Raw genomic sequence first — 20,364 nt, forward strand, 5'->3', positions numbered from 1 at the left:
CCGACAACGAGGAGATACCGGCCGCAATGGAGATTCGCGCCACGACCGAGGAGAACTTCCAGGTCTTCGTCGACACCGTTCACTCGGCCTTCGCGCGACTGCCCGAGGCCCCGGTCGACGGCGGCGGGCTCTGGTGGTCGGCTCTGGAGCCGGAACGCTGCCTGCTGGCCTTCACGCCGAAAGGCAAGGCGGTCGGCACCGCCGGTTCCTACCCCTTCGAGCTCACGTTGCCGGGTGAAAGGATCGCGCCGGCGGCCGGGGTGACCGCCGTCGGTGTTCTGCCCACCCATCGCCGGCGTGGCGTGCTCAGCGCAATCATGCGGCACCAGCTGACCGACCTGCGTGAGCGCGGCGAGTTCCTGTCGGTGCTGCTGGCCTCGGAGGCGGGCATCTACGGCCGGTTCGGCTACGGAACCGCCACCTACGAGGCCGAACTCACGGTGCGACGGCACGAGAACGCCTTCGCCCCTCCGAGGGCCGGTGGGACTGATCCCAACCGCGGTTCGATCGAACTGCTGCCCAGCGCCGAGTGCCTGCCCATCCTGGAAGACGTGTACGACCGCTACCGCCGCCAGCAGCCCGGCGCCCTGTCCCGGCCGCACCGCTGGTGGTCCTTACGAGCCGGGCAGCCGCCCATCGCCCCCCAGCCCCGCCTGATCGCGCTTCACCGGGATGCCGACGGTCTGGCCGACGGCTACGCCAGCTACGCGCGTGGCGAGGGCTCGTCGCTGAAGGTGGACGAGATCGTCGCCCCCAGCGACCAGGTGTTCACCACGTTGGCCCGCTACCTGCTCGATCACGACCTGTTCACCTCGGTGGTCTTCCGGCACGTCCCGCCCGAGCACCCACTGCGCTGGCAACTGGCCGACCTGAGGGCCGGACGGGTCGGCAAGGTCACCGACTGGCTCTGGGTGCGTCTGCTCGACATCCCCCGGGCCCTCACCGCCCGCGGCTGGTTTCACGACGGCGAACTGGTCCTCGACGTGCACGACCCGTTCCTGGAAAAGCAGGGCCGCTACCGCCTGCACGTCCGCGACGGCAAGGCCGAGTGCGAGCCCACCGACCTCCCACCCGACCTCACCCTCGACGTGCGCGACCTGGGCGCCATCTACCTGGGCGGCACCACCCCGAGCACGCTTGTCCGGGCCGGCCACATCCAGAGCCACACCGACGATGCTGCCGCCCGGGCCGACGTCCTCTTCCGCAGCGACCGTCTGCCGCACTGCCTGCACTGGTTCTGACCCGTCACGGGGATGGCGGCTCGAACTCGTACTGGAGATGAAGAGTGGTGTTTTCGGCGAGAGCTCGGGAACACGTGTGCCGACGGCGGGCCATGTGTGAGACGGGAAGGGCCCACGGAGGACGCTCAAGCCGCCGGACATGATGGTTCCACTTTCGATGGCCGAGACGATCGAGCAGACATAGGGCTCAGAACTTTATGGATCGTCGGCGCCTGGCGAGGATCACCATCCCTGATCTCCAGACCCAGCCTTGCCGTAGCGATGTGCCTGGGCCGGTTCGCGTAGTACTCAGCAGGTGGAAGTGGCTCGGGACTTCAGGCACGAGGACGCGGGCGGCGCCCGCCGGAGAAACTTTCGAACAAACCGGCCGCTCGCTGCATCTCACCTTCCGGCAGACGGTGAAGCGGACAGGAGCAGGTTGATGAAGCGGTACGGCAGGACGGCCCTGGCAACGGTGGCGATGGCGATGGCCGGGCTGGTGGCCGCCCCGGGGTCGGCGCACGCGGTGATCGACGGCAAGAAGAGCACGTACGGGCCATGGGCGGTGCGGATGATGGTCGACGGCAAGCCACACTGCACCGGCACGGCGGTCAGCAACCAGTGGATCATCAGCGCCTCGCACTGCTTCTTCGACCAGCCCGACGCCCCGGTCGCCGACCGCCGGATCACCTACCAGGTGGGCAACCTGAACCAGCTCAAGGGCACCACGGTGCGGGTGGTCCGGGGCAGCCGGGTGGCCAACCCGGACGGCGCCGACGTCATGATGATCAAGGTGCAGAAGATGAAGGGCGTGAAGCCGGCCCAGCTGTCCACGGCCAAGGTGAAGGCCGGGCAGCCGGTGCGGGTGTACGGCTGGGGCGCAACCTGCACCGACGACGAGAACAAGTGCCAGGCCAACAATCTGCGCCAGGCCGACCTGGTGGTGCGCTCACCCCGCACCGAGGGCTGCGAGTACTACGCCAGCCCGGCCGGCAAGGACTTCTGCGCCACCAAGGTGCGCGGCATCCCGGCCGGCGGTGACTCGGGCGGGCCGGTCATGACGGTCGCGCCCAAGGGCAAGCAGAAGCTCGTGGGCGTTTTCTGGGGCTCGGACCGCGAGAAGATGGCCGGCGCCGCCTCGATCGCACAGCAGCGCCGGTGGATCAGGTCGGTCATCAGCTGATCAGTGCCGGTAGTTCCCGCAGGCTGTGAATCACCGTGACCTCCGGCCTGGCAGCCTCTTCCGAGCCGTCACGGTCCAGCCAACAGCCCACCAGCCCGGCCGCCGCCGCAGCCTCGGCATCGGTGGCCAGGTCGTCGCCGACGTAGAGCACCCGGGTTGGGTCCCAGCCCAGTCGCCCGCACGCGCCCAGGAAGCTGGCCGCGGCCGGTTTGGCCGCTCCGACGTCAGCCGGAACCAGCAGTGGCATCCGTGAATCGAGTTCCAGGCGAACCATCTTCGCGCGCTGCTGGGCCCGGTCGCCGTTACTGAGCACTGCCGCCCGCCCGAGCTTGGGCACCACCTCGGCCACGTCCTCGAACGGCCGCCAGGCCCGTTCGTACTCACCGAGATAGATCGCGAATTTCTCGTCGAGGTGATCGACCGCAGCACCGTAGGCCGTCAGGAAATCCCGCATCCGGGCCCGGCGCTGTTCCGCGAAGCTCAATTCCCCGGCGAGATATCTCTGCATGTGCACTTTCTCCAGAGACCGCCAGAATTCCAGCGCCTCACCGACGGCCGCCGCGGGAACCCAGTGTCGGCACGCGCCCGAAAAGGCCACCCGGGCCGCGGCCCGGTGATCGAGCAGGGTGCCGTCCAGGTCGAGCAGAACGGCTTCGACGACGCGGGCCGGCTTCATGCAGCCAGCATCCCAGGGCGCCGTCAACAGATCGCAACAATCTGCCTACTTCCCTTTTTGTGAAGACGGCTTGTAACCTTGTGGGAGCAATATGTAAACCCTCCTCACTAATCATGTCTCCCGCCCTGAAGGGAAACTCATGAAACGTGTTCGACTGGCTGCTGCCTGCCTTGCGGCCACTGCAACGGTGGGCCTGATCGCCACCCTCGTCCCGGCCGGCGCACAGGCCGCCACCCCCACCGCCCGGGCCGCCGCGGCCTGCACCGGCCCGAACTGGGTCCGCGACGTCGCCTACGTCGGCGGCAACGTGGTCACTTACCAGGGTCACACCTGGACCGCGAAATGGTGGACGCAGGGCGACATCCCGGGCAACAACGCCCAGAACGTGTGGGTGGACAACGGCGCCTGCGGTGGCACCGACCCGACCACTCCGCCCACCACTCCGCCGCCGACCACCACTCCCCCGCCGAGCACCAACGGCAAGAAGGTGATCGGCTACTACACCAACTGGAGCACCTACCAGCGCAACTTCCAGGTCAAGGCGCTGGACACCAGCGGGGCCGCGGCCCGGCTGACCCACATCAACTACGCCTTCGGCAACGTCACCGGCGGAAAGTGCGTGATCGGCGACGCCTACGCCGACTACCAGAAGACGTTCACCGCGGCCGACTCGGTCAGCGGCACGGCCGACGCCTGGGACTCGCCGCTGGCCGGTAACTTCAACCAGCTGCGCCAGCTGAAGAAGAAGCACCCCAACCTGAAGGTGATCTGGTCGTTCGGCGGCTGGACCTGGTCGGGCGGCTTCGGTCAGGCGGCGCAGGACCCGGCCGGATTCGCCAAGTCGTGCCGGGCCCTGGTCGAGGACCCGCGCTGGGCCGACGTGTTCGACGGCATCGACATCGACTGGGAGTACCCCAACGCCACCGGTCTGAGCACCGACACCAGCGGTTTCGACGCCTACCGCAAGCTGATGCAGGCGCTGCGCACCGAGTTCGGGAAGGACCTGGTCACCTCCGCGATCACCGCCGACGGCACGCCCGGCGGCAAGATCTCCAAGGCCGACTACGCCGGGGCCGCCCAGTACGTGGACTGGTACCTGCCCATGACGTACGACTTCTACGGCGCCTTCGACGCGGACGGCCCGACCGCGCCGCACTCCCCGCTCACCGGCTGGACCGGAGCGCCGAACCCGGGCTTCGACTCCGACACCGCGATCAAGAAGCTCAAGAGCCTGGGCATCCCCAGCTCGAAACTGCTGCTGGGGATCGGTTTCTACGGTCGCGGCTGGACCGGCGTGACCCAGGCGGCTCCGGGCGGATCGGCCACCGGGCCGGCCGCGGGTACCTACGAGCCGGGCATCGAGGACTACAAGGTCCTGAAGAACAGCTGCCCGGCCACGGGCACGGTCGCCGGCACCGCCTACGCCAAGTGCGGCAGCAACTGGTGGAGCTACGACACGCCGGCCAGCATCGCCGGGAAGATGACCTACGCCAAGCAGCAGAGCCTGGGCGGGTCGTTCTTCTGGGACCTCTCCGGTGACACGTCCAACGCGGAACTGACCAAGGCCGTTGCCAACGGCCTGAGCTAGTCCGGCGGGCGCCCGGTCCGGCGGGGGGCCGGCCGGGCGCCCTTTCACCATCGTGAAACTCGACGTAGAGGATCACCATGCCCAAACGTAGAAACCTCCTCGCCACAGCCGTAAGCTCGGTCCTGATCGCATCGTCGCTGGGACTGGGGGCATCCATGGCCACCGCTGCCGTTCCTTCGCCGCCGGCCGGTTTCACCACGGTCTGGAGCGACGACTTCAACGGCTCGGCGAACACCCTTCCCTCCTCGGCCAACTGGATCTTCGACATCGGCCACAACTACCCCGGCGGCGCCGCCAACTGGGGCACCGGCGAGATCGCCTACCACACCAACAGCACCCAGAACGTGAGTCTGGACGGCAGCGGCAATCTGCGGATCACGCCCCGGCGGGACTCGGCCGGCAACTGGACGTCGGCCCGGATCGAGACGCAGCGCACCAATTTCGCGGCCCCGGCCGGCGGTGTGGTGCGGTTCGAGAGCCGCATCCAGCTGCCGAACGTCACCGGCGCTGCGGCGCAGGGCATCTGGCCGGCATTCTGGTCGCTGGGTGAGGCCTTCCGCGGCAATTACACCAACTGGCCCGGCGTCGGCGAGATCGACGTGCTGGAGAACGTGAACGGCCAGAACACCGTCTACGGCACCCTGCACTGCGGCGTCGCCCCCGGCGGCCCGTGCAACGAGTTCAGCGGCCTCAGCGGCAGCCGGGCCAACCTGAACCCCTCACCCCAGGCCGGATTCCACACCTACGCCGTGGAACTCGACCGCAGCACCTCACCGGAACAGTTGCGCTGGTACGTCGACGGCCAGCAGTTCTTCTCCGTCAACGCCAATCAGATGGACGCGACGACCTGGAACAACGCCACCCACCACGGTTTCTTCCTGATCCTCAACGTGGCGGTCGGCGGCAGCTGGCCCGGTCCCCCGACCGCGCAGACCGCTTCCGGCGTCCCGATGATCGTCGACTACGTCACCGTCTCGCAGAAGAACGGCGGCACCACCCCGCCACCCACCACCCCACCGCCCACCGGCGGTAGCCGCGACGCCTACGGCACCATCCAGGCCGAGAGCTTCGACAGCCAGTCCGGCACACAGGTGGTCGACGGGGTGAAGCTCGGCTACATCTCCAACGGCGACCAGGCCGTGTACAAGGGCGTCCGCTTCGGCACCAACCCGGCCCGCACGTTCGTGGCCCGGGTCGCCTCGGGAGCCGCGAGCGGGGTGAGCGGGCTGATCGAGGTCAGACTGGACAGTGCCACCGCAGCCCCGGTCTCCACCATCGCGGTCGGCAACACCGGTGGCTGGACGAGTTACCGGGACGTGCCCGGAGCCCTGTCCGGGGTCACCGGCAACCACGACGTCTACCTCACCTTCAAGTCGGGTCAGCCCTCGGACTTCGTGGATCTGGACAGTTTCACCTTCCGCAACTGACGCACAACCGACCCCCGCCAGGACGGGAAGTGCCCTCTCAGGTCATGCTGGGAGGGCACACCGGTCTGTGAAGGATGTGGAAGCGATGGCGGGCGGTACCGGCAGTACCGGCAGTACCCGAGCGCCCGGCGAACTCGTCGGTCTGCTGGTGGCCGATGTGCTGCTGCAGCGGCCCAAGACCCTGCCTGCCGGGGCCACCGTCGCCCAGGCCAGGGCCGCCTTCGACGACGACCACGTGCACATGCTGCTGCTGGTGGAGGCGGACGAGCGACTGGCCGGCACCCTGGTGCGCGACGATCTCGCAGACGCCGCCGCCGGCGCCGCACTGGCCCACGCCAGCCTGCAGGAGCGCACGCTCAGCGCTTCCCTCTCGGCCGAGGAGGCGCGGCAGGTGCTGGTGGCGGCTGGGCAGCGGCGGCGGGCAGTGGTCGATACCGATGGACGACTGGTCGGGCTTCTGTGTCTGAAGCGCCGGCTCACGGGGTTCTGTTCGGACCGGGACGTCGCCTCCCGGGCTGCGGAGCGGGGCGAACGACCCTGTGCTCCGGCCACCGTTCAGAATTCCGGACATTCCGGATAGCCTGCGGCTTCCGTCCCCGGTCAGGAGGAGCCGCTGGTGATCAAGCTCGGGATGAGCCTTCCGCAGTTGCACTGGTACGACCTGCGCACCGACGTCGCCGCGGTGGCCCGGGGCTACGAGGAGATCGGGCTGGACAGCGCCTGGGCGTTCGAGCGTCTGCTGGTGCCCGAAGACCAGAGCGGGAGCGGGGCCCACGGGCTGTTCCAGATGCCGGACGTGCCCTGGCCGGACTACTACCGCGACGCCCCCGAGCCGCTGACCGTGCTGACCACCGCCGGGGCCGTGACCTCGCGCATCGAGCTCGGCACCAACGTGCTCGTGGCTCCCCTGCACCTGCCCGTGCGCCTGGCCAAGACCCTGGCCAGCGTCGACGAGATCATCGGCGGCCGGCTGATCGCCGGGCTAGGCACCGGCTGGTCGATCGACGAGTACCAGGCCACCGCGCCGCGGCCGTTCGCCGAGCGGGGCGCCGCCCTCGACGAGTTCCTCGACGTGGCCGAGGCGGTGTGGGGCCCGGACCCGGTCAAGTTCCACAACGAGCGTTACGAGATAACGCCGGCCACCGTCGGGCCCAAGCCCGCCCGCCGGATCCCGGTGGTGCTGGGTGGCGGCCGGGGCAGGGCGCTGGACCGGATCGCCCGGCGCGCCGACGGCTGGCTCCCGACCAACCTCACGCCCGCACAGATCGGCACCCAGCTCACCCAGCTACGGCAGACGGCCGCCGACCACGGGCGCGACCCGGGCGAGATCGGCTGCATCACCCAGGTGATCAAGCGCGACTTCGAGCGGGTCACCACCGCCGGGCGGGCCGCCTACGCAGGCGACTTCGAGCAGCTCACGGAGGACGTGGCCGCGCTGGCCGAGGCCGGGGTGGACCACGTCTTCCTGGCCTCGTCCAGCGCTGCCCGTGACCGGGCCGAGCTGCTGGACTGGGCCGCCGCGTTCCACTCCGCCGTGCGCGCGGCCGGACTGTAGCGCGGCCTCCCCCGAGCGATCGGTGCGCTACACCCGTCCATTGTTCGAAAACTGCTGCAACAAGGCCAGAACCGGATCGCGATAGGGCAGCACACCCTTGTACTCCAGGTCGGCCGCGGGCATGACCTCGATCGTGGAGGCCAGGTCGGCGGCCACCGCCGGACGGTCGGCGAGCGCCGAGAGCGGTTCGTGCGCGGTGCGAATGGTGAACAGCACGCTGTTGCGAGCCGGCGCCGGAAGCAGGCGAAGGGTCTGGTACTCCACCCGAACATGCAGGGCCTCGGCCGCTTCCTGCCCGGTGCGCACCCGGATCCCCTGCCGGGCGCGGGAATCGGCGGCCGGCTGGTACAGGCGCGGGTCGTCGGTGATCGCCCAGTTGGCCCGGGTCATGATGCGGTTCTCCCGCAGCGAGGTGAGGAACTTGTCCACCGCGGCCGAGAGCTGGTCGGCGTAACCGGGCACCGGCACGTGGATCCCGACCATGTCCTGGCCCAGCTTCTCGGCCAGCAGCCAGCGGTTCGGCATGGCCAGGCTGGCGCCCACCAGCCGGGGGCGGCCGTCGCCGATGTCCACCAGGCACAGGTCCTCGGCCACCAGCCGCCCGGCCACGTCGAGCGGATGCCCCGACGGCGAGGGCGGATCCGGTTCCTCACCCAGCATCGGGCGCAGCAGGTCGAGCAGCACCTGCCCGGCGACCTCGGTGCCCGGCAACGCTGCGAACGCCCGCTCGCCCTCGGCATCGAGCAGCGCCCGGCGCCAGCGCACCAACGGCGCATCCAGCGGCCGAGGGCGCAGCCACTGCTGCGGGGGCAGGGTGCGCGCGCCGACCACGTGCCGGAACGGGCGTGGGGCCGGTTTCGGCCACCACGCGTCGTCCGCCCGCAGCGCCTCGGCCGGGAGCGCCGCCTCGAGCTCTTCGGGCGAGGTCCTCATCGCTCCAGTGTGCGTGAACGCCTAGCTTTTCTTCACCAGATCGGCGACCTCGCGGCGCAGCACCTTGCCCATCGGGTTGACCGGCAGCTTCTCCACCGGCACGAACCGGCGCGGGACCTTGTAGCGGGTCAGCTCCTCACGCAGGAAGGCCCCCAGGGCGTCCTGGTCGATCGACTGGCCCTCGGCGGCCACCACCGCGGCCACCACCTCGTCGTGCCCGTCCTCGTCGGGCACGCCCACCACGGCCGCCTCCTGCACGCTGGGGTGGGAGCGCAGGACCTCCTCCACCTCGCTGGGGTAGACGTTGAAGCCGCCGACGATCACCACCTCCTTGATCCGGTCGACCACCGAGATGTACCCGTCCTCGGCCATGGTCACGATGTCGCCGGTGCGGAACCAGCCGTCGGCGTCGAGCACCTCGGCGGTCTCCTCGGGCCGGTCGCGGTAACCGCCGAACACCTGCGGGCCCTTGACCACCAGCTCACCGCGCTCGCCCAGAGGCACTTCCTGGCCCGGGTTCTCCGGGTCGACGATGCGTACCAGCGTGTCCGGCACGGGGACACCGATCGAGCCGGGGCGGGGCTGATTCATCGGGTTGCCGATCACCAGGGGGGCGGTCTCGGTCAGGCCGTAGCCCTCGACCAGCGAGCCGCCGGTGGCGCTCTGCCACTCCTGGACCAGCTCGGCCGGCAGCGCCATGGCTCCCGAGATGGAGAAGCGCATGCTCTGCATCGAGACTCCGCGCCGCTTGGCCTCTTCCAGGATGCGCCGGTAGATCGGCGGCACCCCGGGCACGAAGGTGGGCTCACGGCGCTTGAGCGCGTCGACCATCAGCGCGGTGTCGGGCTTGGGCAGCAGCACCAGCTCGGCGCCGGCCCGGATACCGCACAGCAGGCCCACCGTCAGGCCGTAGGCGTGGAACATCGGCAGCGACGACAGCCATCGCTCCTGGCCGTACTTGAGCTCCGGTACCCACGCCACACCCTGGGCGCAGTTGGCGACCACGTTGCGGTGCAGCAGCGGGACGCCCTTGGGGGTGCCGCTGGTGCCCGAGGTGTACAGCAGCAGGGCCACGTCGTCGGCGCCCGGCCGGGGATGGGCCGGGTCCAGCGGGGCAGCCTTGACCAGGTCGGCGAACTTCGGGAACCCGGGGGCCGCGGCGGTCATCTCCTCGCGGGTGGCACGGGCCTTGGCCACCGGCAGGCGCAGCGCCAGCCGCTTGGCCAGCGGCAGGTCCTGGGTCATGTCCAGGGTGACCACGGTCTGCAGGGCCATCTGCGGATCGCGCAGGATCGGCGCGATCGTCTTCACCGCCTTGTCCCAGACCAGGGCCACCTTCGCCTGGTGGTCGGCGAACGGCTTCTTCAGCTCGCCGGTGGTGTACAGCGGGTTGTGCTCGACCGCGGTGGCGCCGAGGCGCAGCACGGCGTGGAAGGCCACCAGGTGCTGCGGGCAGGTAGGCATCAGCAGGGCCACGTGGTCGCCCGCGCGCACCCCGAGCCCACGCAGGCCCTCGGCGGCCCGGGCCACCTGGTCGCCGAACTCGGTGTAGCTGGTGGAACGCCCGAGGAACTCCAGGGCCGGGCGGTCGCCGAAGCGCCCGATCGTGTTCTCGAGCTGGTCGACCAGGGTCTCGTCGCCGTACTCGAGGTGGAGCGGGACTCCTGGTCCGTAGGAACCTGCCCAGATCGACGGGTCGGGCACGCGAACTCCTTCGTGAAGGGGGGTGAACCTACGCCAACGTAGGTTACGGGGTCCTGAGTTCCCGTGCGCCATCGGGACCGTCTGCCCAGCTGTTCAGCCTTCGTAGAGCTCCACGTACAGCTCGTTCACCTCGTCCGCCCGCTCCCCCAGGTAGTCCGGGCGCACGATGTTGTGCGGCAGGGCCTCCTGCTCCGGGAACTCGTGGGTGGCCACCTTCAGGTCGTTGGCCTCGGCGATCCCGGTCGGGATGTCGGTGGCCACGTCCAGGTCGATGTAGGGGTCGGCGTGCGAGACCGCCACCGCGACGTGCTGAAGCCGGTCGTTGACCGGGTCGTCGCGGTAGTTGCGCCGCACCCGCAGGTACTGGGCCAGGCCGCTGAGGGTGAAGTTCAGGTCGCCGACGGTGCGGTCGGGCAGCACCCGGTTGCCGTAGAGAACGATCAGGGGCCGCACCACGAACGGCGGGGCCTGCGAGGCCGCGGGCTGGTAGAACGGCGAGAGCACCAGCAGCCGGCTGACCGCGTCGGAGCGGTACTCGGCCAGCCAGGTGGCCAGGACCCCGCCGCCGGACAGGCCGATCACGCCGGTCTCCTCGCCCAGGCCGGCCGCCACGTTCAGCGCCTCGTCCGCGTAGTCGGCCAGCCCGTCGGAAGCGACCTGGCTGGCCTCGGTCACGTCCTGCAGCCCGTGGTGCGGCTCGCGCGGCACGTAGACGTTGTACCCGCGCTCGTAGAAGACGTCGGCCAGTTCCGCGTAGTCCTTCGGGCAGCTGGTGTAGCCGTGCAGCATGAGCACCGCCCGCGCGGTCTTGCGCGGGTGCACCCGCAGCATGCTGCGGCACTCGCTGCGCACCTGGGGATTCGCCGTATCTTCTTCCACCGCGACGTTTCCGGCCTTGGCGGCCAGTTCGAACGACAGCACGTCCGGCTCGGCATTGCGTAACCGGTCGCTGCCGAGCGGCCAGACGTACAGCAGCCCGACCAGCAGGGCGAGCACCACCACCACGGCCCCGAGGCCCAGCCCGATCCGACGCTTCATTACTCCCCCACCCCAGCAATTGGATGGGAATTCCTAGCACTGCGAGGGCCAGAACTACGAATTAAGGACGATTCAACGCGCCGATGGCGCCGAGGTCGCCTTGGTCACGGGCAGGTCCGCGGAGGCCAGAAGGGCGAGCCGGTCGGCGTCGCCCGAGGCGGGATCGGGGTAGTACACGACCATCCGCAGCCCCTCGGAGCCGTCGATGCTCAGCCGTTCCCGGTTCAGCCGGATCCGCCCGACCTGCGGGTGGTTCACCGTCAGCAGGGTCTCGGTCTGCTCGCGCACCTCGTGCCGGGCCCACAGCCGGCCGAACAGCGGGCTGGCCAGCGACAGTTCGCCGGTCAGCTCGATGAACCGGGGATCGTCGACGTCGTTGCCCACCGCCTTGCGGAAGCCGGCCACGTAGCACTCGGCCATGGCCTCCCAGGAGGGGTAGTACGCCTGCTCGGCCTGGTCGAGGAACATGTCTCGCAGCTGGTTGCGCCCGACCTGCAGTCCTGGTGACAGCGCCCGGGCCAGCCGGTTGGAGGCCAGCACGTCGAGGTAGCGGCCCTCGATGAAGGCCGGTTGCACCAGCGAGTCCAGCAGGCGCAGCGCGCCGGGCGGCACGACCTCCTTGCGCGGGCGACGACGACGGTGCCGGGGGCCTTCGGCGGCCAGGGAGAGCAGATGGGCCAGGTGCTCGTCGTTCAGCTGCAGCACCCGGGCGATCGACTCCAGCACCTGCACCGAGGGACGGCGATCGCGCCCGCGTTCCAGCCGCAGGTAGTAGTCGGCGCTGATGCCGGCCAGCATCGCGACCTCCTCGCGCCGCAGGCCGGGCGTGCGCCGCACCCCGACGGCCGGGATCCCGGCCTGCTGCGGCGTCACCAGCTCACGCCGGGCGCGCAGGAAGGCCCCGAGGCCACTCGTCGTCTCACTCACCTGGCCACCATAAGACGGCCCGGGCCGGGTAGCCGGGGTCCTGCCAGGCCCCCGGCTCCTCAGGATCCTGGCTGGCCTCCCCGGCCGGTTCGTACGTTTCCCATCGCCCCCCCAGGGGCCCTTGGACAAGGAGGAAACGTATGACCATCACCCTGATCACCGGCGCCAACAAGGGCATCGGCTTCGAGACCGCCAAGCAGCTGACCGAGCTCGGCCACACGGTCTACCTGGGCGCCCGGGACGCCGAACGCGGTCAGGCCGCCGCCGACTCGATCGGCGCCCACTTCGTGGCGATCGACGTCACCGACGACGCCTCGGTGGCCGCCGCGTTCAAGACCGTCGAGGCGGCCGAGGGCCGGCTCGACGTCCTGGTGAACAACGCGGGGGTGCAGGAGTTCGGGCCGTTCGACGGTCCTTCCGCGCTGCGCACCTTCAACGTGAACGCGGTCGGCATCGTGCGGGTCACCGAGGCGGCGCTGCCCCTGCTGCGCCGCTCGGCCAACCCGAACGTGGTCACCGTCTCCAGCTCCGCCGGCTCGTTCGGCGTGACCACCGGCCCGGACTTCCCGCTCAACATCGCGATCTACGGCGCCTCGAAGTCCGCCGCCACCATGCTCACCATGCAGTACGCCAAGTTCCAGACCGACATCAGGTTCAACGCCGTGGAGCCCGGCTTCACCACCACCGACATGACCGAGGGCTTCGAAGGTGGGCGTGACCCGCGGGAGAGCGCCCGCGTGGTCGTGCGCATGGCCGACCTGGGCGCTGACGGCCCGACCGGGACCTTCGTCGACGAGAACGGCCCGCTGCCCTGGTGACCCTTATCGGGTTTCGGGGGCTCCCTCGAGCCAGCTGATGTGCTGAACCACGCCACTGATCCACCAGGCGCCCTCGACCCGCACCAGGTGGTGGTCGTACCAGCCGCGCATCAGATAGACCGGCTCACCCTTGCGGTAGTGCTGGGCGTACAGGTACGACGCGCAGACCGCCCGGTCGTCGCCGTCGAACCGCACCTGGTGGTTGGTGCTCAGGTGCTGGCGGGCGTCCCAGGTCTCGAGGTTCTGGGCGGCGAAGCCGACGAACTGCTCGCGAGGGAAGTCGGCCGGCGGTAGCCCGGCCTCGGAGAAGTCGATGTGGACCGGGTCGGTGTGCAGGTCGCCGTAGGCCTGCCAGTCGGCCCGGTCGATCGCCCGGGCGTACTCGACCACCGCCGCGATGATCGCCTCCCGGTCCTCCAGCTGCTGCACGCGCCGTTCCAGGGCCTCGACGTCCATGTGGGATCCTTTGAAGAGAGGTTTGCTACTCACTTTTTGTAAGTGACTTGTGAAACGTAAGTTGAGGTGACGAGGCATGTCAAGCGACCTGGGTGACGAGGGGGCGCAGCTGTTCGGCCCGGCCGGCGAGGGCGGCGTGTGCGAGACCCTGAGCGAGCCGCTGTCGCAGGTCATGACCCTGCTGGGAAAGCGCTGGACGGGCGTGGTGTGGAGCACCCTGCTGCAGGGCCCGGTGTTCTTCAGCGAGCTACGGCGGGGCATTCCCGGGATCAGCGACCGGGTGCTGAACGAGCGGCTGGTCGAACTGGTCGAGCTGGGCCTGGTCACCCGCACGGTGCTCGACGGCCGGCCGATCCGGGTGCGTTACGAGCTCACCGAGCACGGCGCGGCGATCCGCCCGGCCCTCACCGAGCTCACCCGCTGGGCCGAGGAACACCTACGACCGCGCCGACTCTGAACTTTTCCGGGCCGGGGTGCATCTCAGTAGGTGTTCCGAAGAACCACATCCCGTTCGAGGAGAGACTGATGCGCACGTCCTTCAACCGCAGCGTCACGACCCTGGCCGGCGCCGCCGTCGCCACCACCGCGATCGTCGGCACCGCCCTGGCCACGGCCGGCGGCGCGAGCGCGCAGAACCAGGTCTCGACCGCTGGGACGCTGGAATACAAGCCGATTCAGGAGCCGTTCACCACGCCGGTCGGCGCGTGCGACCCCGAGGGCAACACCCTCGAGATGACGAACTGCTTCCTGAAGAAGGTCGTCAGCACCGACAAGAAGATCAATGCCCTGCAGAAAGAACGCTTTTCCGAGGCCGGCTCCGACCAGCAGCGGCGGGCCTACCTGAAGAACGACGCGCAGTGGCTGAAGAAGCGCGCGGCCGAGGCCCGGGAGGTGCGCCAGGGCGGGAGCATCGACTCGATCCGGTCGGCGCAGAAGATGCTTCAGCTGAGCAAGAAGCGGCTGAACAAGTTGCAGCACTGAGGGAGGGCACCGTGACGGTGCCCTCCCTCAGTGCCGGCGGATCAGGTCAGCTGATGGCCTTGATCGCCGCGTGCTGCACGGCCAGACCGGCCTGCCAGCGCTCGAGGTAGGCGGCGTAGTCGGCCACGTCCTGCTCCGACGGCGTCACCGGCTCGACCGCGGTGGCGGCGAAAACCGTCTCGTTCAGCCAGGTTCCGAGGTCACGGCCGGCCGCCGAGCCGTCCTTGACCGCGCGGGTGTAGGCGGCCAGCAGGGCGATGCCCCACGAGCCACCCTCGCCGGCGCCCTCGCCCACGGCCACCGGGGAGCCGACCGCGGCGGCGAGCACCCGCTGAGCCACACCGCCGGTGCGGAACAGGCCGCCGTGCGCGAACATCGTGTCCACCGCGACGCCCTCGGAGGCCAGGATGCGCATGCCCAGGCTCAGCGTGGCGAACACGCCGTACAGCTGCGCCCGCCCGAAACCGGCCAGCGTGAGCCGGGATCCGGGGGTCCGCACGAACAACGGACGTCCTTCGTCGGTTCCGGCGATCGGCTCGCCGGAGAGCAGGTTGTAGGCGAGCAGGCCGTCGGCGCCGTCACCGGCCTCCAGCGCGTTGCCGAGCACCGCCCCGAAGATCTGGTCGGACTCGGCCTTGACGCCCAGGGCGGCCGCGAACTCCGCGAAGATGCCCACCCAGGCGCCCAGTTCGCTGGAGCCGTTGTTGCAGTGCACCATCGCCACCGGCAGGCCCTCGGGGGTGGTGACCACGTCGATCTCGTGGTGCATGTTGGCCAGCGGGCGCTCCAGCACCACCATGGCGAAGATGCTGGTGCCGGCGCTGACGTTGCCGGTGCGCTTGGCCACCGCGTTGGTGGCCACCATGCCGGTGCCGGCGTCGCCCTCGGGCGGGCACAGCGGGGCGCCCGGCTGCAGGGTGCCGCTGGGGTCGAGCACGGCCGCGCCCTCGGCGGTCAGGGTGCCGGCCTCGGCCCCGGCCGGGAGCACGGGCGGCAGCAGTTCGAGCAGGCCGGTCGGGGCGCCCTTCGCCGAGGCCAGCTCGTCGAAGCGCTGCAGCAGCGTGGCGTCGTAGCCACCGGTGGCCGCGTCGATCGGGAACATGCCGGAGGCGTCGCCGACGCCCAGCACGTTCTGGCCGGAGAGCAGCTTGTGCACGTAGCCGGCCAGGGTGGTGAGCGAGCTCACCCGGGCCACGTGGGCCTCGCTGTCGAGCAGGGCCTGGAAGTAGTGCGCCACCGACCAGCGCAGCGGGATGTTGACCCCGAACGACTGCGAGAGCGTCTCGGCCGCGGGCCCGGTGTTGGTGTTGCGCCAGGTCCGGAACGGCACCAGCAGCTCACCGTCGGCGTCGAAGGCGAGGTAGCCGTGCATCATCGCCGAGACGCCGAGCGAGCCGTAGGTGCTCGGGGTCACTCCGTAGGCCCGGGCGACCTCGGCCGTCAGGTCGGCGTAGGCCTCGCGCAGGCCGGCGTGCACGGCCTCCAGCGAGTACGTCCACAGCCCCTCGACGAACTGGTTCTCCCAGGTGGAGGAGCCGGAGGCCAGGGCCCGGCCGGACTCGTCGATCAGCGTGGCCTTGATCCGCGTCGAGCCCAGCTCGATGCCCAGCGCGGTGCGCCCCTCGTCGATGGCCTGCCGTGCCGCCGCCGTGTCGCCGGTGGCCGAGGTACCCGAAGTCATGTTTCTGTCCCGTCCTGGTCTGTCTGTCGGCTGAACTTCAGCACCATGATCATGGTCTTGGCAACGCGGGTCGGCCCTCACCCCTGGCTGCGCCCCCGCAGGCGCCGCCGGAGCCCGGCCAGACCGGCGCCTACCAGCACCGTCGCCACGCTGCCGCTGAGCGCGCCGGAGGTGAACGTGGTCCAGGCCAGGCGGCGGAAGGTGAAGCCGGGGGCGGCCGCGGGCCAGGAGACGATGGTGACGTTCGTGACCCTGACCTTCACCTGCGAGTCGGGGTCGCCCACCACCAGCCGGGCGGTGAGCAGATGGTCGCCCGGGCGGCCGTCGGCCAGCATCACGTACCGCCCGGACGGCGGAACCGGGTAGCGGGCCTGGGCCACGTAGACGGTGATCGCGTCCAGGTCGAGCTGCACCTGCTCGCTGCCGTCGCCGCCCTCCACCTCCACGTCGAACTCGATCAGCCCGTCGCCGGGCAGACTGCTGAGGATCATGGCAGCGGTCGGCCGGGCCGGATCCAGCTGCAGCTCGGCCCCGGTGATCCGACCCCGCCGGACGGCCCGGGCCTCGATCCGCCGCTCCCAGGGCTTCCAGGCCACCTCGGGCATGCGGGTCAGTTCCAGGGGACGCAGGGGCCACAGCGAGCGGTAGGCCGGGTGCAGGCGGGCCACGGCGGCGCCGGCCAGCGGTGACCAGCCGTAACCCACGCCGCGGGTGGCCTCGCGCACCGAGCGGGCGTACCAGTCCACCGCGTACAGGTGGGCGGCGTTGACCGCGCGCACCACGTGGTGGCTGGGGGCGTTGCCGGGGGTGAGCATGACGTCGACCACCCCGGACAGGCCGGGCATGCGGTGGTAGGGGCTGCCGAACACGGACGAGTACGAGTCGACGAACGTCCGCCCCTCGGTACGCCCCGGCGTGAGGCGCGGCAGCACCACGTCCATCAGGTTGGCCGCCCCGCTCAACCGGGACAGCCGGTTCTCCGGGGCGTCGAGCAACGTCACCTGTTCGGGCCCCTTCTCCAGGGCCGCGGCGGCGTGCACGGCGACGGCGCTGCCGTGGCTGTGCCCGATCAGCTGGATCCGGGCGTCCGGCTCGCTCCCCGTCTGATGCAGGGCCTGCTGCAGGGCCAGGGCGAGCCGGCGGCCGTTGATCTGGGTGGCCTGACGCGAACGGTAGGCCAGGAACAGTTCGGCGTCGGTGGCCGACTCGTCCAGCCACGAGTAGTGCAGCACGCAGTGCTCGGGCCCCAGGCCGGCCAGGGCCTCCAGCAACTGCAGGTAGTACGAGCTGAGCGTGCGCCCGGTCGGGTCGATCAGCCGCGGGTCCCAGGCGGGCAGGGCGCTGACCAGGTCACCCACGGCGTGGAAGCGTTCCTGCAGCCAGAAGCCGGGCTGCCAGCCGTGCACGAACACGTGGACGAAGCCGGCCTTGACGCTGCCCGGCTCGACCGGGTGGAAGGTGGTGCCGTCGAAGCGGCTCAGCCTCCGCAGGGGCTCGTCGGCCCGGGGCGTGATCCAGGCCTGGTGTTGCGTTGCCATGCCCCCATCATTGCCGGGCCAGCATCGAGCGGAGCACGTAGGGCATGATCCCGCCCTGCCGGTAGTAGTCGACCTCGCGGGGGGTGTCGAGGCGCACAATCATCTCGAAGGTGTGCGAACCGGCCCGCACGGTGACGTGTTCCGGTCGCACCCCCCGGCCCAGCGGTTCCAGGCCGAGCACGTCGAACTCCTCCTCGCCGCTCAGACCGAGCGTCTGGGCGTTCTGCCCGGGCCGGAACTCCAGGGGCAGAATGCCCATCCCGATCAGGTTCGAGCGGTGGATGCGCTCGAACGACTGGGCCAGCACGGCCCGCACGCCCAGCAGCGCGGGGCCTTTGGCGGCCCAGTCGCGGGAACTGCCGCTGCCGTATTCCTTTCCGGCCAGCACCACCAACGGTGTGCCCTGGGCCTGGTAGGCCAGGGCGGCCTCGTAGACCGGCAGCACCTCGCCGTCGCGGGCGAAGCACTTGGTGACCCCGCCCACGGTGGGGGCGACCAGTTCGTTGCGTAGCCGGACGTTCGCGAAGGTGCCCCGCACCATCACCTCGTGGTTGCCCCGGCGGGAGGCGTAGGTGTTGAACTCGGACGGCTTGTTCCCGAGCCCGGCCAGGTAACGCCCGGCCACGGTAGAGGTGGGGATCGCGCCGGCCGGGGAGATGTGGTCGGTGGTCACCGAGTCGCCGAGCTTCACCAGCACCCGGGCGCCGTGGATGTCACCGACCGGCCGGGGCTGCTCGGTGAAACCGTCGAGATGGGGCGGGCGGCGCACGTAACTGGAGTCCGGGTCCCAGTCGAAGGTGGTCGAAGCTTCCGCGGGCAGCGCCTGCCACTCGGCGCCGCCGTCGAAGACGCTGGCGTAGGCATCGGTGAACATGTCGGCGTCGAGGCTGGCACCGATGACCTGCTGCACCTCGGCCTCGGTGGGCCAGATGTCGCGCAGATAAACCGGTTCGCCGTCGCTGCCGGTGCCCAGCGGCTCGGTGGTCAGGTCGCGGTCCATCGTGCCGGCCAGGGCGTAGGCCACCACCAGCGGCGGCGAGGCCAGGTAGTTCAGGGGCACGTCGGGGTTGATCCGGCCCTCGAAGTTGCGATTGCCGGAGAGCACCGACACCACCCGGACACCCTCGTGCGCCGCGGCCGTGACCTCGGGGATCAGCGGCCCAGAGGCGCCGATGCAGGTCATGCAGCCGAACCCGGTCAGGTGGAAGCCCAGCTTCTCCAGGTCCCCGGTGAGACCGGCCGCGGCGTAGTAGTCCATGACCACCCGGGAACCCGGCGAAAGCGTGGTCTTGACCCAGGGTTTGGAAGAAAGCCCACGCTGCACCGCGTTTCGGGCCAAAAGCCCGGCAGCGACCATCACCGACGGGTTCGAGGTGTTCGTGCACGAGGTGATCGCCGCGATGGCGACCGCCCCGTCCTCAATTTCGTGTTCTTCCTGATTGAGGACGATCGTGCTGCGGTGACGCTGCCCGCCCACCTCGGTGGCGAAAGCGTTCTGGGAAGAACTCAGCGCCACCCTGTCCTGCGGCCGGCGCGGGCCGGCCAGCGAGGCCTCCACGGTGGACAGGTCGAGGGTGATGTTCTCGCTGTAGCGCACGGGCGAGTCGGGCTCGAACCACAGCCCCTGCTCCTTGGCGTAGCGCTCCACCAGATCCACGTGGCCAGCGCTGCGGCCGGTCATCCGCAGGTAGCGCAGGGTTTCGTCGTCGATGGCGAACATGGCTGCCGTGGAGCCGTACTCAGGGCCCATGTTCGCGATGGTGGCCCGGTCGGCCACGGTCAGGCCGCTCACCCCCGGCCCGACGAACTCGACGAACTTGCCCACCACCCCGTGCCGGCGCAACATCTGGGTGACCGTGAGCACCAGGTCGGTGCTCGTACTGCCCGGCGGCAGTTCACCTTCCAGCCGGAAGCCGACCACCGGCGGCAGGGGCAGCGACAACGGCTGGCCCAGCAGCACCGCCTCGCCCTCGATCCCGCCGATGCCCCAGCCCAGCACCCCCAGCCCGTTGACCATGGTGGTGTGCGAGTCGGTGCCCAGGCACACGTCCGGGTAGGCCCACTCCCCCGCATCCACCACGACCTGCGCCAGGTACTCGATGTTGACCTGGTGCATGATCCCGGTGCCGGGCGGCACCACCACGAAGTCCGGCAGTGCGGCCTGACCCCATTTCAGGAACCGGTAACGCTCGCGGTTGCGCCGGTACTCGATCTGCACGTTCAGCTGCCGTGCGTCAGGCCGGGCGAACGCCTCGGCGATCACCGAGTGGTCGGCCACCAGCTGGGCCGGGATCATCGGGTTGACCAGCGCCGGGTCAAGCCCGAGATCGGCCACCGCGTCGCGCATCCCGGCCAGGTCGACCAGGGTGGGCACGCCGTTGGTGTCGTGCAGGAACAGCCGCCCCGGGTACAGGTCCACAGCCGCATCCGGGGTCGCGTCCGCGCTCCAGCCCAGCAGAGCCTGCACCTGCTCGTGCGCCTGAGCCCGGAGCAGGCTCTCCAGCAGGATCTTCAGGCTGTAGGGCAGGTGCTCGCTGTCCAGCCGGGTCAGGTCGTGGATCGACCAGCTCCGCCCGGCTGCCATGAGCTCGCGCCGGGTGTCGAAGGCGTCTTTGCCATTCGAAACGGAGGCCATGAGG

At 70.2% G+C, this 20,364-nt stretch carries 18 protein-coding genes; 9 read left to right on the forward strand and 9 right to left on the reverse strand.

What is annotated here, in order from left to right:
• Positions 1-26 precede the first annotated feature (26 nt).
• Positions 27-1,241: a GNAT family N-acetyltransferase gene (locus QSK18_RS20045; protein WP_352396597.1), complete on the forward strand. Its 1,215-nt coding sequence runs from the start codon at positions 27-29 to the stop codon at positions 1,239-1,241.
• 421 nt (positions 1,242-1,662) lie between these two features.
• Positions 1,663-2,403, forward strand: a complete 741-nt coding sequence (locus QSK18_RS20050; protein WP_285621639.1) for a S1 family peptidase — start codon at positions 1,663-1,665, stop codon at positions 2,401-2,403.
• Here QSK18_RS20050 and QSK18_RS20055 read toward each other — a convergent pair.
• Entirely contained in the window at positions 2,396-3,079 is a 684-nt protein-coding gene (locus tag QSK18_RS20055) for an HAD family hydrolase (protein ID WP_285621642.1), read from the reverse strand. The genes QSK18_RS20050 and QSK18_RS20055 overlap by 8 nt on opposite strands.
• Positions 3,080-3,218: 139 nt before the next feature.
• On the opposite strand from QSK18_RS20055, the gene QSK18_RS20060 reads away from it, so the two are divergent.
• The 4 genes from QSK18_RS20060 (at position 3,219) to QSK18_RS20075 (ending at position 7,649) form a co-directional block, all read left to right on the forward strand.
• Positions 3,219-4,667 (forward strand): glycosyl hydrolase family 18 protein, encoded by a 1,449-nt coding sequence (locus QSK18_RS20060; protein ID WP_285621645.1) that lies wholly within the window; start codon positions 3,219-3,221, stop codon positions 4,665-4,667.
• Between the two features lie 77 nt (positions 4,668-4,744).
• Positions 4,745-6,094 carry a carbohydrate-binding protein gene (locus tag QSK18_RS20065; RefSeq protein ID WP_232812645.1) on the forward strand — a complete coding sequence of 450 codons (1,350 nt, stop codon included), beginning with the start codon at positions 4,745-4,747 and terminating at the stop codon, positions 6,092-6,094.
• An 85-nt stretch (positions 6,095-6,179) separates the two neighbouring features.
• Positions 6,180-6,674, forward strand: a complete 495-nt coding sequence (locus QSK18_RS20070; RefSeq protein ID WP_232812644.1) for a CBS domain-containing protein — start codon at positions 6,180-6,182, stop codon at positions 6,672-6,674.
• A gap of 36 nt (positions 6,675-6,710) precedes the next feature.
• Positions 6,711-7,649 (forward strand): TIGR03619 family F420-dependent LLM class oxidoreductase, encoded by a 939-nt coding sequence (locus tag QSK18_RS20075; RefSeq protein WP_285621650.1) that lies wholly within the window; start codon positions 6,711-6,713, stop codon positions 7,647-7,649.
• 27 nt (positions 7,650-7,676) lie between these two features.
• Here QSK18_RS20075 and QSK18_RS20080 read toward each other — a convergent pair whose 3' ends face one another.
• The 4 genes from QSK18_RS20080 to QSK18_RS20095 form a co-directional block, all read right to left on the reverse strand.
• Positions 7,677-8,582, reverse strand: coding sequence for a heme-dependent oxidative N-demethylase family protein (locus QSK18_RS20080; protein WP_285621653.1), 906 nt, complete (start codon positions 8,580-8,582; stop codon positions 7,677-7,679).
• 21 nt (positions 8,583-8,603) lie between these two features.
• Complete coding sequence (locus QSK18_RS20085) at positions 8,604-10,286, reverse strand: long-chain-fatty-acid--CoA ligase (RefSeq protein ID WP_285621656.1); 1,683 nt, start codon at positions 10,284-10,286, stop codon at positions 8,604-8,606.
• Positions 10,287-10,379: 93 nt separating this feature from the next.
• Positions 10,380-11,324: an alpha/beta hydrolase gene (locus QSK18_RS20090; RefSeq protein ID WP_232812640.1), complete on the reverse strand. Its 945-nt coding sequence runs from the start codon at positions 11,322-11,324 to the stop codon at positions 10,380-10,382.
• Positions 11,325-11,396: 72 nt separating this feature from the next.
• On the reverse strand, positions 11,397-12,251 hold the full coding sequence (locus QSK18_RS20095; protein ID WP_285621659.1) for a helix-turn-helix domain-containing protein: 855 nt from the start codon (positions 12,249-12,251) through the stop codon (positions 11,397-11,399).
• Positions 12,252-12,391: 140 nt separating this feature from the next.
• Between QSK18_RS20095 and QSK18_RS20100 the strand changes: the two genes are divergently transcribed.
• Positions 12,392-13,069 carry an SDR family NAD(P)-dependent oxidoreductase gene (locus tag QSK18_RS20100; protein WP_285621666.1) on the forward strand — a complete coding sequence of 226 codons (678 nt, stop codon included), beginning with the start codon at positions 12,392-12,394 and terminating at the stop codon, positions 13,067-13,069.
• 3 nt (positions 13,070-13,072) lie between these two features.
• Here the strand turns inward: QSK18_RS20100 and QSK18_RS20105 are convergent, their stop codons facing one another.
• On the reverse strand, positions 13,073-13,525 hold the full coding sequence (locus QSK18_RS20105; RefSeq protein WP_285621676.1) for a nuclear transport factor 2 family protein: 453 nt from the start codon (positions 13,523-13,525) through the stop codon (positions 13,073-13,075).
• A 76-nt stretch (positions 13,526-13,601) separates the two neighbouring features.
• Here QSK18_RS20105 and QSK18_RS20110 point away from each other — a divergent pair, with 76 nt between their 5' ends.
• Complete coding sequence (locus QSK18_RS20110; RefSeq protein ID WP_232812636.1) at positions 13,602-13,982, forward strand: winged helix-turn-helix transcriptional regulator; 381 nt, start codon at positions 13,602-13,604, stop codon at positions 13,980-13,982.
• Between the two features lie 68 nt (positions 13,983-14,050).
• Positions 14,051-14,506 carry a lysozyme inhibitor LprI family protein gene (locus tag QSK18_RS20115; protein ID WP_232812635.1) on the forward strand — a complete coding sequence of 152 codons (456 nt, stop codon included), beginning with the start codon at positions 14,051-14,053 and terminating at the stop codon, positions 14,504-14,506.
• 46 nt (positions 14,507-14,552) lie between these two features.
• Here QSK18_RS20115 and QSK18_RS20120 read toward each other — a convergent pair whose 3' ends face one another.
• The 3 genes from QSK18_RS20120 to acnA form a co-directional block, all read right to left on the reverse strand.
• Positions 14,553-16,187, reverse strand: coding sequence for an FGGY-family carbohydrate kinase (locus QSK18_RS20120; RefSeq protein ID WP_285621680.1), 1,635 nt, complete (start codon positions 16,185-16,187; stop codon positions 14,553-14,555).
• Positions 16,188-16,264: 77 nt separating this feature from the next.
• Positions 16,265-17,725 (reverse strand): hypothetical protein, encoded by a 1,461-nt coding sequence (locus tag QSK18_RS20125; protein WP_232812633.1) that lies wholly within the window; start codon positions 17,723-17,725, stop codon positions 16,265-16,267.
• A 7-nt stretch (positions 17,726-17,732) separates the two neighbouring features.
• Positions 17,733-20,360, reverse strand: coding sequence for an aconitate hydratase AcnA (acnA, locus tag QSK18_RS20130; RefSeq protein WP_285621681.1), 2,628 nt, complete (start codon positions 20,358-20,360; stop codon positions 17,733-17,735).
• Between the last annotated feature and the right edge of the window lie 4 nt (positions 20,361-20,364).

Source organism: Kineosporia sp. NBRC 101677, assembly GCF_030269265.1.
Taxonomy (GTDB): Bacteria; Actinomycetota; Actinomycetes; order Actinomycetales; family Kineosporiaceae; genus Kineosporia; species Kineosporia rhizophila.